The organism is Microbacterium sp. NPDC078814, assembly GCF_040702645.1.
Lineage (GTDB): Bacteria > Actinomycetota > Actinomycetes > Actinomycetales > Microbacteriaceae > Microbacterium.
In genome coordinates this window covers 328,451-341,635 of sequence record NZ_JBFBLT010000005.1, presented here as the reverse complement: position 1 = coordinate 341,635, position 13,185 = coordinate 328,451, and the positions used below count along the sequence as shown (strand labels likewise).

The 13,185-nt window shown below is 72.5% G+C and carries 17 protein-coding genes; 10 read left to right on the top strand and 7 right to left on the bottom strand.

All coding sequences use genetic code 11. The features are described from left to right. Positions 1-34: 34 nt before the first annotated feature. The 7 genes from AB0300_RS12395 to AB0300_RS12365 all read right to left on the bottom strand — a co-directional run bounded on the left by AB0300_RS12395 (position 35) and on the right by AB0300_RS12365 (position 4,755). Positions 35-430, bottom strand: a complete 396-nt coding sequence (locus AB0300_RS12395) for a flagellar basal body rod C-terminal domain-containing protein (protein ID WP_025104348.1) — start codon at positions 428-430, stop codon at positions 35-37. Further along, complete coding sequence (gene flgB / locus AB0300_RS12390; protein WP_025104347.1) at positions 427-768, bottom strand: flagellar basal body rod protein FlgB; 342 nt, start codon at positions 766-768, stop codon at positions 427-429. Before flgB ends, AB0300_RS12395 begins: the two co-directional genes overlap by 4 nt. A 112-nt stretch (positions 769-880) precedes the next feature. Continuing rightward, positions 881-1,177 carry a hypothetical protein gene (locus AB0300_RS12385; protein WP_315108315.1) on the bottom strand — a complete coding sequence of 99 codons (297 nt, stop codon included), beginning with the start codon at positions 1,175-1,177 and terminating at the stop codon, positions 881-883. After that, the gene (gene fliS, locus AB0300_RS12380; RefSeq protein WP_366216103.1) at positions 1,174-1,560 is read right to left on the bottom strand and encodes a flagellar export chaperone FliS; all 387 of its coding nucleotides are present in this window, start codon (positions 1,558-1,560) and stop codon (positions 1,174-1,176) included. The genes AB0300_RS12385 and fliS overlap by 4 nt, the downstream gene beginning before the upstream one ends. A gap of 2 nt (positions 1,561-1,562) precedes the next feature. Then, on the bottom strand, positions 1,563-2,951 hold the full coding sequence (fliD, locus tag AB0300_RS12375) for a flagellar filament capping protein FliD (protein WP_366216102.1): 1,389 nt from the start codon (positions 2,949-2,951) through the stop codon (positions 1,563-1,565). A gap of 88 nt (positions 2,952-3,039) precedes the next feature. Beyond that, positions 3,040-3,870 (bottom strand): flagellin, encoded by an 831-nt coding sequence (locus AB0300_RS12370; RefSeq protein WP_025104343.1) that lies wholly within the window; start codon positions 3,868-3,870, stop codon positions 3,040-3,042. Between the two features lie 81 nt (positions 3,871-3,951). After that, positions 3,952-4,755 carry a sigma-70 family RNA polymerase sigma factor gene (locus AB0300_RS12365; protein WP_025104342.1) on the bottom strand — a complete coding sequence of 268 codons (804 nt, stop codon included), beginning with the start codon at positions 4,753-4,755 and terminating at the stop codon, positions 3,952-3,954. Positions 4,756-4,973: 218 nt separating this feature from the next. On the opposite strand from AB0300_RS12365, the gene flgN reads away from it, so the two are divergent. From flgN to AB0300_RS12315, 10 genes are read left to right on the top strand one after another with little or no spacing between them, the layout of a single operon-like run. Beyond that, the gene (gene flgN, locus AB0300_RS12360) at positions 4,974-5,456 is read left to right on the top strand and encodes a flagellar export chaperone FlgN (RefSeq protein ID WP_025104341.1); all 483 of its coding nucleotides are present in this window, start codon (positions 4,974-4,976) and stop codon (positions 5,454-5,456) included. A 13-nt stretch (positions 5,457-5,469) separates the two neighbouring features. Next, positions 5,470-6,879: a flagellar hook-associated protein FlgK gene (gene flgK, locus AB0300_RS12355; protein ID WP_126894311.1), complete on the top strand. Its 1,410-nt coding sequence runs from the start codon at positions 5,470-5,472 to the stop codon at positions 6,877-6,879. Between the two features lie 13 nt (positions 6,880-6,892). Continuing rightward, complete coding sequence (gene flgL, locus AB0300_RS12350) at positions 6,893-7,774, top strand: flagellar hook-associated protein FlgL (RefSeq protein WP_126894310.1); 882 nt, start codon at positions 6,893-6,895, stop codon at positions 7,772-7,774. Next, positions 7,771-8,142, top strand: coding sequence for a flagellar assembly protein FliW (locus AB0300_RS12345; RefSeq protein WP_025104338.1), 372 nt, complete (start codon positions 7,771-7,773; stop codon positions 8,140-8,142). The genes flgL and AB0300_RS12345 overlap by 4 nt, the downstream gene beginning before the upstream one ends. A gap of 57 nt (positions 8,143-8,199) precedes the next feature. After that, on the top strand, positions 8,200-8,817 hold the full coding sequence (gene tsaB / locus AB0300_RS12340; RefSeq protein ID WP_025104337.1) for a tRNA (adenosine(37)-N6)-threonylcarbamoyltransferase complex dimerization subunit type 1 TsaB: 618 nt from the start codon (positions 8,200-8,202) through the stop codon (positions 8,815-8,817). Further along, positions 8,814-9,302 carry a ribosomal protein S18-alanine N-acetyltransferase gene (rimI, locus tag AB0300_RS12335; RefSeq protein ID WP_025104336.1) on the top strand — a complete coding sequence of 163 codons (489 nt, stop codon included), beginning with the start codon at positions 8,814-8,816 and terminating at the stop codon, positions 9,300-9,302. Before tsaB ends, rimI begins: the two co-directional genes overlap by 4 nt. Next, positions 9,299-10,387 (top strand): tRNA (adenosine(37)-N6)-threonylcarbamoyltransferase complex transferase subunit TsaD, encoded by a 1,089-nt coding sequence (gene tsaD, locus AB0300_RS12330; protein WP_025104335.1) that lies wholly within the window; start codon positions 9,299-9,301, stop codon positions 10,385-10,387. Before rimI ends, tsaD begins: the two co-directional genes overlap by 4 nt. Continuing rightward, positions 10,384-10,866: a hypothetical protein gene (locus AB0300_RS12325; protein ID WP_025104334.1), complete on the top strand. Its 483-nt coding sequence runs from the start codon at positions 10,384-10,386 to the stop codon at positions 10,864-10,866. Before tsaD ends, AB0300_RS12325 begins: the two co-directional genes overlap by 4 nt. A gap of 11 nt (positions 10,867-10,877) precedes the next feature. Further along, a complete protein-coding gene (locus AB0300_RS12320; protein WP_315108327.1) occupies positions 10,878-11,999 on the top strand; it encodes a hypothetical protein in 1,122 nt (373 codons plus the stop codon). Further along, on the top strand, positions 11,983-13,176 hold the full coding sequence (locus tag AB0300_RS12315) for a hypothetical protein (RefSeq protein ID WP_315108329.1): 1,194 nt from the start codon (positions 11,983-11,985) through the stop codon (positions 13,174-13,176). The genes AB0300_RS12320 and AB0300_RS12315 overlap by 17 nt, the downstream gene beginning before the upstream one ends. Positions 13,177-13,185 lie beyond the last annotated feature (9 nt).

Genomic DNA, 13,185 nt, shown 5'->3' with positions numbered 1-13,185 from the left:
GACGAGGCGACGGCCTCGATGCCGGCGACGGCGCTCACGCGTTCCGCCCGATCTGCAGCGCCGCCTCGTAGGAGGTGCGGGCGCGGTCCACGATCGCCGCGCTCGCCTGGTATCCGCGCTGCGCGAGGATCAGCTGGCTCATCTGGTCTCCCAGGTCGATGTCGGGGTAGCGCACGTAGCCGTCGGCGTCGGCGAGCGGGTGGTCGGGCTGGTGCACGAGCCGGCCCTCCGCGTCGCCCTGGACGGTCCCGGCGACGTAGACCCCGGGGGACTGGTCGCTGGTCTGCGCCAGGATGTAGCGCGCCCGGAAAGCCGCGCCGTCGGTCGACGTCGCGGTGTTGATGTTGGCGATGTTGTCGCTGATGGCGTCGAGCCACTTCCGGTGCACGGTCAGTCCCGTGCCGGCGATCCCGATGGCGTCGAAGGTCATGACGTCCTCATCGCGGTGCGCATCGAGGAGAACGATCCGTTCACGGCCTGCGTCGCGAACTGATAGCGGAGCATGGTGTCGATGCTGGACAGGGTCTCGGTGTCGAGGTTCACGTTGTTGCCGTTCAGCCGTGTCGGCTCGAGCGATGTCCCGACCGTGGCGGACACGTCCCCGTCACCGGCGGCGATCGAGTCGGCGAGCGCGGCCTCGAACTGCACGCGCTTGGCGTGGTAGTCGGGGGTGTTGATGTTGGCGATGTTGTCGGCGATGGCTCGCTGGCGCAGCGAGAGGCCGTTCAGCGCACTGGTCAGTGCGGTGATGGTCACAGAGTCGAACACGAACCGGCTCCCCGTGTGTGGGTGAAGTGGCCGTTCCCTGGCCGAGTCTTGCGAGCCATCCGTGCTCTCGGGGGACTGTCGGCCGTCCGTGCGGATTCGTTAGGAGGGTTCCTCACCCGTCCACGTCGAGGTAGGCGGGGGCATCGGGAGAGCGGGGTGCCGGCACGCGCCGGACGGCACCGAGGTGCTGCCGCAGCCCCTCGAGCTCCGACCTGGCGCGTTCCATGGCGGCGTGCTGCCGGTCGATCACCGCACGGGCGCGATCGGCCAGGTGCGGGGGGAGCGGGGAGGACGGCGGCGCCCAGGGGATGATGTCGTGCACCTCGACGGCTCCCGCCGGCGCGGCGAGGATCCGGTCGGCGTCCGCTTCGAGCCGGTCGAGCAGCGTGGCCCAGTCCTCGTCCGTCATGCGCGGCCCTCCGCGACGGCCAGGGCGGCGGCGTGCCAGGCGTCGCGCAGCGGCACGACGAGCTCGCGGCAGGCATGCGTGCGCTCCGGATCGCGGCCGACGTTGGCGCCGATCAGCGTCTGCGAGAGGAAGACGTACAGCGAGCGCAGCCCGGCGCTGCCGCTCCAGTCGTCGGTGAGGGACGACGACAGCTCGGCCACGATCGCCTGCGCGTGCTGGAGCTGGGTGTTGGCCTCGGTCCAGTCGGCCGCCCGCTGCGCCGTCTCGGCGCGTTCGATGTCGAGCAGGAGCCGGTCGTAGAGCATCGTGACCAGGCGCTCCGGCGGGGCGGACAGGATGGCGTCCTCGCGGTACCGCTGCTGGGCACGCAGGGCGGCGTTCATGCTCACGAGTCCGACCCGGAGCGGCTGCTCGGCAGCGCGTTGATCTGGGAGGCGAGGTACGACGACTGCGACTGCATCTGCGACAGCATCACCTCGAGGCGCGCGTACGTGCGCTCCAGCGACGCCTTGCGCTGCGCGAGGCGCACGTCCCAGCGCTCCATCTGCTCGCCGAGGCTCTTGACCTCGCTCTCCTGACCCGTGATCCGCGAGGTGAGCAGCCCGTCGTACTTGTCGGAGTACGAGGTCGCCGTCTGCTCCACGCGTGCCGCGACCGCGGAGAAGAGCGCGCCGACGGCCGCGGGGTCCTTCGCCAGCGCCTCGGAGAACTTCTCCTGGTCGAACGTGAGCTTGCCGTACATGTCGGTCGAGATGCCGATCGTGGACGGCGAGACGCCGTCCACGGGGTGCTGCACGGCGTCGGCGAGGGCGGTCCGCAGACCGCGGATGGTGCTGTCGCCGGTGAAGACGCCGAGGGTGGTCTTCTCGCCCTGTCCCGCGGCGACCGTCGCCTTCGAGCCGTTGTCGATGCGGGTGAAGATGTCCGTGAGGAGGGCGATGAACTCGCCGGAGGCCTTGGTCCTGGCCTCGCCGTCGACGGCGACGGTCACCGTGACGGGGGTCGTCGAGACGGTGGAGACCGTGACGTCGACGCCCTCGAAGAGATCGGTGAACGTGTTGCCGGACGAGGTGATGACCTGTTCGGCCGCCGTGCCGGTCCAGAGGCGCAGCTGCGCATCCGTGCCCGTGGCGATGACGGCGGCGCCGGGCTCCGTGGACACGTCCGTGGCGGTGCCGGCTGCCACCGCGGCGAGGTCGCCCGCGTAGACGCGGAAGCGTCCCGCCTCTCCGGACTCCTCGGCCCGGAGCTGCAGGCGGTAGACGGGGGTGCCGTCGGCGTCCTTGCCGGCGGGGACGGCCGTGGCGAGGACACCGGTGTCGGCGTCGTTGATGGCCTGGGCGATGTCCTGCATCGACGTCGAGTCGGCCTGCACCTGGACGCGCTTCCCCGTGGCGTCCTCGAGCGTCAGGACGGGCGGGTCCGCGGGCCAGCGGCTCGCGGACGCGGAGACCACCGTGTGCGCCTGGGCGAGGCGGTCGACGACGATGTCGGTGGACACGGGCGCGGCGCCGGTGCGCAGGGCGACCTTCACCGACTCGGACGACGCGCTGCCGGTGAAGCGGTCGAGGCCGCCGGGCGCTGCGGCCTTCTCGGCGGCGGCGGCGAGGTTCTGCACGGCCGTGTTGAGGGTGCGCAGCTGCGTCATGACGACGTTCTTGTCGTCGATCTTGGCCTTGAGCAGCGTGCGGGGGATGGCGTGCACGTCCATGAGGGCCTTGATGACCTCGGTGGTCTTGAGCCCCGACACGAGGCCGTCGAGCGAGAGCGACATGCGGCTTCCCTTCTGTGTGCGGCGGGGTCCGGGCGATGGCCGAAGCCGTCACCCGGACCCCCGGAGTGATTCCGTGCGGCGGCGCGGATCAGCGCAGCAGCTGGAGCACGCCCTGGTTGGCCTGGTTGGCCTGGGCCAGCATGGCCGTTCCCGCCTGCGACAGGATGTTCGCCGACGTGAACTTGACCATCTCGGACGCCATGTCGGTGTCGCGGATACGGCTCTCGGCGGCGGCGAGGTTCTCGGCCGACACGTTGAGGCTGTTGATGGTCGACTCGAAGCGGTTCTGCAGCGCACCGTAGCCGGCACGTGCGGTCGAGACCGCCTGGATCTGCGTGTCGATGCCCGCCAGAGCCGCACCGTACGATGCCGCGTCGGTCATGGTGCCGGCGAGCGTCTCGATGGTGGTGCCGAGGTTGGCGAAGTTGGTCAGGCCGACCGAGATCTGGTCCTCGGCGGCGACCGCGCCCGCACCCACCTGGAACGTCAGCGTCGTGCCGCCCGAGAGCAGCTTGATGCCGTTGAAGTTGGTGCTGTCGGCGATCCGGGTGAGCTCGTCGGCGAGGGCGCCGATCTCAGTCTGGATCGCTTCGCGCGACTTCGCGTTGTTCGAGTCGTTCGCACCCTGAGCGGTCAGGTCGCGCACGCGCTGCAGGATGGAGTGCACCTCGGTCAGGGCGCCTTCCGCGGTCTGGATGACCGAGATGCCGTCCTGGGCGTTGCGAGCCGCGACGTTCAGGCCGTTGACCTGCGAACGCAGGCCCTCGGAGATCGCGAGGCCGGCGGCGTCGTCCGCGGCGCGGTTGATGCGCAGACCGCTCGAGAGCTTCTCGAGCGACTTCGACAGGTCGTTCTGCGTGTTGGACAGGTTGCGGTAGGCGTTGAGCGCGCCCACGTTGGTGTTGATCTGCATACCCATGAGGGTTTCCTCCGTGATGTGTTGTGCAGGAGACCATCCGTGGTCTCCTGCTCTCACCTATCGGCGGAGGATGCGGACGCGTTAGGCGGGGGCGGCGGCGCGGAAGACCTCACCGATCCGGACGCCGGCGGCCTCGGCGATGCGGCCGAAGTACGCATCCCGCGCGGCGGGCGAGACGCGGGTGGTGGTCGTGGTCTCTGTGCCGCCCTCGGCGAAGTAGCGGTCCAGGGCGTCGCGGAGCAGGCGCACCGCCTCCGCCCGCTGCTGCGAGACGGCCGAGTGGGTCACGCCCAGCTCCTCGGCGATCTCCTTGACGGGGCGCTCCTCGACGTAGACGGCCACGACGATGCGCCGCATGCGCTCGGGGAGAGCGGTGATGGCGTGCTCGAGCACCTCGCGTCGCTCGCCGACCAGCGCGGACTCCTCCGGCAGGGGGATGTCGGCGACGAGGTCCCGCGTGGCGGGGTCGTCGAGCGGGGCGACGGTGCGCGCGGCGTCGGCGAGGGCCTCCACCACCGCCTCCTTGGGGGAGCCCATGGCGGTGGCGATCTCGGTGGCGGTCGCCGTGCGACCGAGGGCGGCGGTGAGGGTGTCGCGGACGGCGACGGTCTCCTTGATGCGCTTGCGGATGCCGCGGGACGCCCAGTCCATGGCTCGCATCTCGTCGGCGAACGCGCCGAGGATGCGGCGGCGGGCGTACGCGCCGAACGGGACGCCGAGCGCGGGGTCGTAGGCGTCGGCGGCGGTCACGAGGGCGAGCGCGCCGACGGCGGCGAGCTCTTCGCGGGGGATATGGGTAGCCCGAGCATGGGTGTCTGCAGCGAGGTAGCCGACCAGGGGGAGGTTGGCCTCGACGAGGCGGTTGCGCTCAGCGCGCGACGACATGGGGGATGATCCACCTCTCTGGATGCACTCCGGAAGCTCCATGGCGAGGGGTAGATGGTCATATCACAAGGTCCGGGATATGTCCATGGGGAGCACTAACCGCCGCCAGTCCACATAGTAACCTTAGGGGCGCGGTGGCCGATAGAGATTTATGAACCGTTAACAGGCGGGCCGATCGCACCTGCGTGGGGCGGGGGATCGCTGGGGACAAGGGGATCATGGGAGCCAACGAACTATCGATGCAGCTCTGGCGCGAGCGCGAGCTGCTCGAGATGCTGCTTTTCAAGCTCGACGAGCAACAGCTGCTGCTCGCCGCCGGCCGGTCGCACTGGATCCAGTTCGCGGCCAGGGAGATCGATCAGGTGCTCGACCGCCTGCGCGCCGCGAGCCTGGCCAGGGCCGTCGAGGTCGCCGGCGTCGCCGAGGAGTGGGGGGCTCCTCAGGACGCGACGATCGGCCAGCTCATCGAGCACGCCCCGGACGGGGCCTGGGGCGACGTCTTCACCGACCACATGCGCGCGCTCGTGAAGCTGACGGCGGAGGTCGAGCAGATGCGCGACGCCGCCGCGGAGCAGCTCAGCGGAGTGCTCCGCGCCACCCAGGAGACCATCGCCGCTCTCGGCCAGGAGAGCGGCGAGTACACCACCCGCGGCGACCGCGCCCGCGAGGATGCCGCCCGCATCATCGACACCGAGATGTGACCGAGAGGGATTCATGTCGACCTTCAGTGGACTGACCACCGCCGCCAGCGGCCTCGCCGCCGCGCGGCGGGGCATGGATGTGGTGGGGCAGAACATCGCCAACCAGAAGACCGAGGGGTACACGCGGCAGCGCGTCGAGACCTCCTCCATCGCCGCCGTCGCGCAGACGGGGCGCTTCAGCATGGGCGCGCTCCCCGGACACGGCGTCTCCATCGACGGGGTGTCCCGCCTCGGCGACGCGCTGCTCGACGCCCGGGTCCGCGACACCCTCGGGGCCTCCGGCTACTGGGCCACCCGCGCGCTCGCCGCGACGACCGCCGAGTCGGCGCTCGCGGAACCGACGGACAAGGGCCTCGCGAACCGGCTGACGAACTTCTGGGCGGGGTGGCAGGATCTCGCCAACACCCCCGACTCGGGGGCCGCGGCCGCGAGCATCCTGGAGTCGGCGAAGGAGCTCGCCGCCCACATCTCCGGCGGCTATCGCACCGTCGCCGCGCAGTGGACGGCCGCACGGGGAACGGCCGAGCGCACCGTCAGCCAGGTCAACGCCGCGGCCGACCAGATCGCGGTGCTGAACACCGAGATCCGCGACGCTCTGGCCTCGGGCCGCTCGGCCAACGAGCTCACCGACCGCCGCAATCTGCTCGCCGAGGACGTGGCCCGGCTCGCCGGCGGCACCGCCACCGTGGAGGCGGACGGCACGCTCACGGTCCGCCTCGGCGGCAACGCCCTGGTCTCCGGGGGCGACGCGCGTCACCTCGCCCTGACCGGCGCGGCGACGATCGACGGCGCACCCCGCGTCGGCGTGGTCTGGGAGTCGGTCCCGGATCTTCCCCTCGTGGTCGACGGCGGAGAGCTCGGCGGCTCGCTCGCGGTGCTCGCCCCGGCCGCCGACGGCGGGATGCTGGCACAGCTCGCCGCCACCTACGACCGGGTGGCCACGGCGCTGGCGGAGTCGCTCAACGCGCAGCACCGCGCCGGTGTCACGGCGTCCGGACAGCCCGGGGGCGACTTCTTCACGCTGCCGGCGACCGGCTCCGCCGCGCTCGGGCTGCAGGTGGCCGTCACCTCGGCGGCCGACCTGGCCCTCGCCTCGCCCGGAGCGGGCTCCAAGGACGCGACCAACGCCGACCTCATCTCCCAGATCGGGCAGCGCGCGACCTCTCCGGATGCGCTGTGGACCGACCAGGTGACCCGCTTCGGCGTGTCCACCGCGGCCGATGTGCAGCGTGCGAAGGCGTCGGATGCGGCGGCGGTCGGCGCCGTCGGCGCCCAGCAGTCGGTCGCGGCCGTGGACGGCGACGAGGAGACGATCAGCCTCCTCACCTACCAGACCGCCTATCAGGCGGCGGCCCGCGTGCTCACCGCCGTCGACGAGGCCCTCGACGTCCTCATCAACCGCACGGGCGTCGTCGGACGCTGACCGGAGGAGCCCCATGATCTCTCGCGTGACCCAGACCACGATGACGCAGACGGCGATGCGCCAGCTGCAGTCCAACCTCTCCGAGCTCGCCCGTCTGCAGGAGCAGGCCACGTCGCAGAAGGCGTTCGCCGCGCCCTCGGACGATCCGGCCGCGGCCGCTGCCGCCCTCGCCCTGCACGCCGAGCAACGGCGCACCGAGCAGTATGCGCGGAACATCGACGACGGCCTGGCGTGGGTGACCGCGGCCGACACGGCGATCACCTCCAGCACCTCACTGCTCTCGCGGGTGCGGGACCTCACCGCGCAGGGAGCGAACGACGGGGCGCTGGACGCCGCGGCGAAGGAGGCCCTCGCGGTGGAGCTGGAGGGCATCCGCGATGAGCTGCTCTCGCAGGCGAACACCCGGCTGCTCGGGCGGTCCGTGTTCGCGGGTACCTCGGACACCGCGGCCTTCGCCGGCGACTACTCGTACAGCGGCGTCGCCGGCTCCGAGGTCACGCGACGTGTGTCCGACGCGGCGTCCGTCCGCGTCGACACCGACGGGGCGGCGGTGTTCGGCACGGGCGACGACTCGGTGTTCGCCCTCGTCGACCGCATCGTCGCCGACCTCCGCTCCGGCACCAACGTCGGACCACGGCTCGCGGAGATCGACGACCGCCGCACGGCGATGCTGGGCGTGCAGGGCGCGGTCGGCACCAGGCAGGCTCAGATCGAACGCGCCAAGGAGGCGGCAGTGCAGAATTCCGTGTCCCTCGAGTCCCGCCGCGCCGCGGTCGAGGACGTCGACTCGGTCGAGGTGCTCATCCGCCTGCAGGCGCAGGAGCTCGTGTACCGCTCGGCGCTCGCGGTGAACGCGCGCGTGCTGCAGCCGTCGCTGATGGACTTCCTGCGATGACCGCCGCGCTCACCTTCACGGCCCCGCCGCCCGGACTGGCACCCCATGTGGACTTCGCCCTCGCACCGGTCGAGGGCGCCGACGGGCTCTTCGCGATGCGGGCGGTCGAGGACGAGGCCCTGCGGCTCTACCTGGTCGACCCGAACACCGTCCTCACGGAGTACGCGCCGACCCTCACGGACGCGCAGGTCGCCGACCTCGCTCTCTCCTCGGCGGACGACGCCTTCGTGCTCGTGGTCGCCCACCCCGCCGCCGAGGGTGTCAGCGTCAACCTGCTGGCACCGGTCGTCGTGAACCGGGCGACGGGAGCGGCGACGCAGGTCATCCTCGAAGGCCAGGACTACCCCGTGCGGGCGCCGCTGGGCTGACCCGTGCGGGGTCGGATCGCCGGCCGTGACGGGCGGGGTGACGACTACCCTGGAGAGGTGATCCTCGCCGTCGACACCTCCCTTGGCACCGCCGTCGCCCTCATCGACCCGGACGGGACGCGTCGTGCCGAGGCCGGTACCGCCGACCCACTGGGCCACGCCGAGGTGATCGGCGACCTGGTGCGCGACGTGCTCCGCGAGGGCGGGTCCGACGGCATCACGCACGTCGTGGCGGGAATGGGCCCCGGCCCGTTCACCGGGCTGCGCATCGGCATCGCGACCGCGCGGGCGTTCGCCCTCGGCCGCGGTGTCCCCGTCGTCCCGGTCCCCAGCCACACGGCGGCCGCGCTCACGATCCAGGCCACCGTGACCGGACCGTTCGCCGTCGTCACCGACGCCCGCCGCCGCGAGGTCGCCGTCACCGTGTTCGACGGGCAGGACGAGGACGGGATCCCGCGCACGATCGCCGACACCGTGCTCGTGCGCGCCGCCGACGCCGACGAGCATCTCGCGGGCCTCCGCCGGGTGGACGTGACGACGCTGTCCGCGGTCGACCTCGCCCGGGTGGGGGCGCGAGCGCTCGCCGCCGGCAGGGTCCTCGCCGGCGAGGAGCCGCTCTACCTGCGGCATCCGGACGTCACCCTGCCCGGTGCCCCGAAGAAGGTGGGCGCATGACGCTCCGGGACGCGCGGCCGGACGACCTCGACGCGATCATGGCCATCGAGGAGCGCTCGTTCCCGACCGACGCGTGGAGCCGGGAGACCATGGCGAGCGAGCTGGCGAGCCCGCACGGCCGCTACCTCGTCGACGAGCAGGGCGGGGCGATCGTCGGCTACGGCGGGGTCCGAGCCCTGCAGGGCGGCGCGGACGCCGACATCCAGACCATCGCCCTCCTCGCCGAGGTCCGGGGGCAGGGGCGCGGGCGCGCGCTGCTGCGTGCCCTGCTGCGGACGGCTGCCGCCCGGGGCGCGCACGAGGTGTTCCTCGAGGTGCGCGCCGACAACCCGGCGGCCGAGGGGCTGTATCGCACGGAGGGCTTCGAGGAGATCGGCAGGCGCCCCCGTTACTATCAGCCGGACGACGTCGACGCGATCGTGATGCGTCTGGACCTGCGCCGCCACCCGGCGCCCGCCGATACGCCGGAGGAGGCGACCGCATGAGTGAGCCCCTGGTGCTCGGCATCGAGACGAGCTGCGACGAGACCGGCATCGGCATCGTGCGGGGGCGCACGCTGCTGTCCAACACGATCGCCTCCAGCATGGACGAGCACGCCCGGTACGGCGGCGTCGTGCCGGAGGTCGCCGCCCGCGCGCACCTCGAGGCCCTGCAGCCGGCCATCGACGCCGCCCTCGCCGAGGCCGACGTCCGTCTCGCCGACCTCGATGCGGTGGCGGTGACGAGCGGCCCCGGCCTCGCCGGAGCGCTCATGGTCGGCGTGGGAGCGGCGAAGGGACTCGCCGTCGCCCTCGACAAGCCGCTGTATGCGGTCAACCACCTCGTCGGCCACATCGCGGCCGACATCCTCACCCCGGATGCGGCGCCGCTGGAGTACCCGACGATCGCGCTGCTGGTCTCCGGCGGCCACACGTCCCTGCTCCACGTGCGCGACCTCACGACCGATGTCGAGCTGCTCGGGGAGACCGTGGACGACGCCGCGGGCGAGGCGTTCGACAAGGTCGCCCGGCTGCTGTCCCTGCCGTATCCCGGCGGTCCCGAGATCGACCGGGCCGCGGTCGGCGGAGACCCGGACGCGATCCGCTTCCCGCGCGGGCTCTCGCGTGCCTCGGACCTCGCGAAGCATCGCTACGACTTCTCGTTCTCCGGGCTGAAGACCGCTGTCGCCCGCTGGGTCGAGCGCTTCGAGGCGGAGAACGCCGCCGCGGGCGCCGACGCGCGCGAGCTGCCGATCGCCGACGTCGCCGCGAGCTTCCGGGAGGCCGTCGTCGACGTCCTCGTCACCAAGGCGCTCAACGCCTGCGCCGACCTCGGGGTGCCGCGCCTGCTGCTCGGCGGCGGCGTGATCGCGAATCGCCGGCTCCGCGAGGTCGCGCTGTCGAGGGCCGCCGAGGCCGGGGTCACCGTGCGCATCCCGCCGCTGTCCCTCTGCACGGACAACGGCGCCATGATCGCCGCGCTCGCCGCCGAGCTCATCGCATCGGGGCGTCCCGCCTCGACCCTCGGCTTCGGCGCGGACTCGACGCTGCCGGTCACGGAGATCCAGGTCGCGGAGGCGGTGCCGGCGTGACCGGGCTCGCGCAGGAACCGGAACCGGACGGGGTCGCCCCCCGCGCGCGGGTCGAGCGCGCGAGCGGGCAGGTCGAGCGCCCGGCCGGGACCGCGCGCCTTCCCGGAGCTCCGCGGGAGGGCTACACGAAGCTCCCCACGGGCCCGGTGGGCATCGAGCCCGTGGTCGTGAGCGGGCCCGACCTCGACCACGGGGAGGAGGACGCCTGGGAGCCGGCGTCCGAGCCCGTGCCCGTGGACGACACGCGGCTGGCGCCGTGGGCGCTGCTTGCGGCGATCGTCGCGCTCGGCGCATCGTTCTTCGTGGGCTGGGGGATCCCGGTCGCGGTCGTCGCCGTGATCGCCGCCATCATGTCGCTGCGCCGCCCCGTCGAGAACCGCGCGATCGCGCGCTGGGCGCTCGTGCTGGGGCTGTGCGCGACCGTGTACAGCCTCGGCTGGCTGGTCTGGGCGGGGATGCAGTTCGAGAGACTCGGCTAGGCGGGATGGCCATGACGGACGACGACGATGTCGAGGAGCGCAGGGCCCTGCAGCGCAAGGCCTTCGGCCCGGGCGGAGGCCTCACGGACGCGGAGGCCGCGCGCCTGCGACAGCTCGACGATGCCCGGCGGCGTCCGTCTCCGGGACCGAGCACGTCGGATCCGATGGCCGGCTCTGTGCAGGAGACCCGGCAGCCCGGTCCTCCGCGGTCCCGGCACTCCCTCGCCACCGTGCCGGACGACGGCGAGACTCCGACAGGAGACGACGCTCCCGTGGTGCCGGACGACGAGCCCGTGGACGACGCCACCCGGACCGACCGCCCCGCCGTTACCGAGGCGCGGCACCGTTCGCGCGGGATGCTCGCGCTCGCCGCGGTCGTCATGGTCCTCCTGGGGCTCGGCATCGGGTGGCTCGCCTTCGGCCGGACCGGCGGTGCCGCGGTCGCGCTCAGCGCCGAGCAGCAGGGGTGGCAGTCCGAACTCATCGCATCCGGGAAGTACGACCCCGGATCGGTGCGCGCCGTCGCGACGGAGGAGGGCGCGGTCGTCTGGATGGCGACACAGAACGGCGGGGCGAGCGTCTGCCTGGTCCTCGGATCGGCGGAGAGCACGACGCCGAGCTGCAACCAGCGGGAAGCCGTCCAGAAGGAAGGACTGTGGGGCGAGGTGACGACGCAGCGGGACGACGAGTACACCCGACAGGTCATGGCGCAGTTGCTCCTCACGCCCGACGGCGAACCGGCGGTGGCCGTCGGCGTCTCGGAGTACGGCTCCGGTGAGGGCAGCGGCATCACCTATGCGAACGAGGAAGAGACCCGCACGGCCGCGCGTCTGGTCGAGGACGGCTTCGACCCCCACTCGATCTGGGTCGTGGGGTACGACCGCGACGTCCCGATCTGGACGGCCTCCGAGGCCGAGACGGGGCGGCAGTGCCTCGTCTACGACGGGGCGACACCGGACGCGCCGAAAGCCTGCGAGACGACGGAGACGCTGCAGGAGCACGACGGTCGGCTGAGGTTGCAGCTGACCGACGCGGAGACCGGCGGCCTGACGACCTACGAGCTGCCGGGCGGTGGCTCCCCGTCCTTCGTGATCATCCGAGAAGGGAGCGACGTCGGTGCGGGAGGAGACTGACCGACCCCAGTCCGGAGACGACGACGCGGAGCGCCGGGCGCTGGAGCGTGCGGCATACGGCCGTGACGGCGGGCTCGACGCTGCCGCAGCCCTCCGGCTGGAGGAGCTCCAGGCGGAGCGCCGCCGCACGGCTCTGTCCGCGTCCGAGGAGCCGGCGACGTCCGCACCCCCGGACCCCGGCGGTGCGAAGGAGGTCGCGGACGCTCTCCCGGAGCCGGAGAAAGGGCCGGTCGCGGAAGACGCCGCGCCGGAGGACACGGAGGACGTCTCCGCGTCCGAGGCGCCGGCCGCGAACCGCCGCGGTCTCGTGCCGGTCCTCGTGGCGTCGGCGGCTCTCCTCGCGATCGGCGTGGGGGCCGGGTGGGCGCTGTTCGCCCCGCGACCGGACGCGTTCCCCCTGACGGAGGCGCAGGAGGACCGGCGGATCGAACTCGCCGGGGAGGACTACGATCCCGGCTCCGTCCGCCCGGTGGGAGAGGCGGAGGGGGCGCTCGCCTGGTTCGCCACACAGGACGACGGGGCCACCCGGTGCCTGATCCTCGACGTGGGCGCCGACTCCCAGTCGACCTGCCTGGCCGGGGAGGAGGTGGGGACGGGCCTGTACGCCTCGCTCCCCGTGCCGGTCTCCTCCGCGGACGACGAGGAGAGCTCCTTCTCCTTCGACAGCGTGACGGCGGTCATGCTCTTCTCCACCACGGACGAGCCGATGGTGAGCATCCAGCGCTGGGGAGGCAGCTCCACGCTCGTCGCCCAGTTCGGCGAGGCGGAGCGCGCGAGGGCGGAAGAGCTCGTCGGCGACGGCTATGACCTCAACCTCTCCGTCCTCGGGTCGTTCCGCGAGCAGCCGGTCTGGCTCGGCGACCGCAGCACGGAGAGCGGGCCCTCCCAGCGCTGCCTGATCGTCGACGCCGACGGCTCGCGCCAGTGCGCCACGATCGACGAAGCCGTCCAGTCCGGGCTCCGCGTGCAGTTGCTCGACGTCGACCAGGAGACCGGGGAGCTGCTGTCGGCATCCGTCATCGAGGTGGACTTCACGCGCTGGCAGACGCCCTATCTCACCGTGACCTCGGGCCCCGCCGTCGTCGACGCGGCGACGGGCGAGTCCTACCTCGTGACCACCGGCCCGCCCGGGGATCCGATCCGCGTCGACATCCCGGGCCGCGACCCGGAGGGCTGACACGCTCTC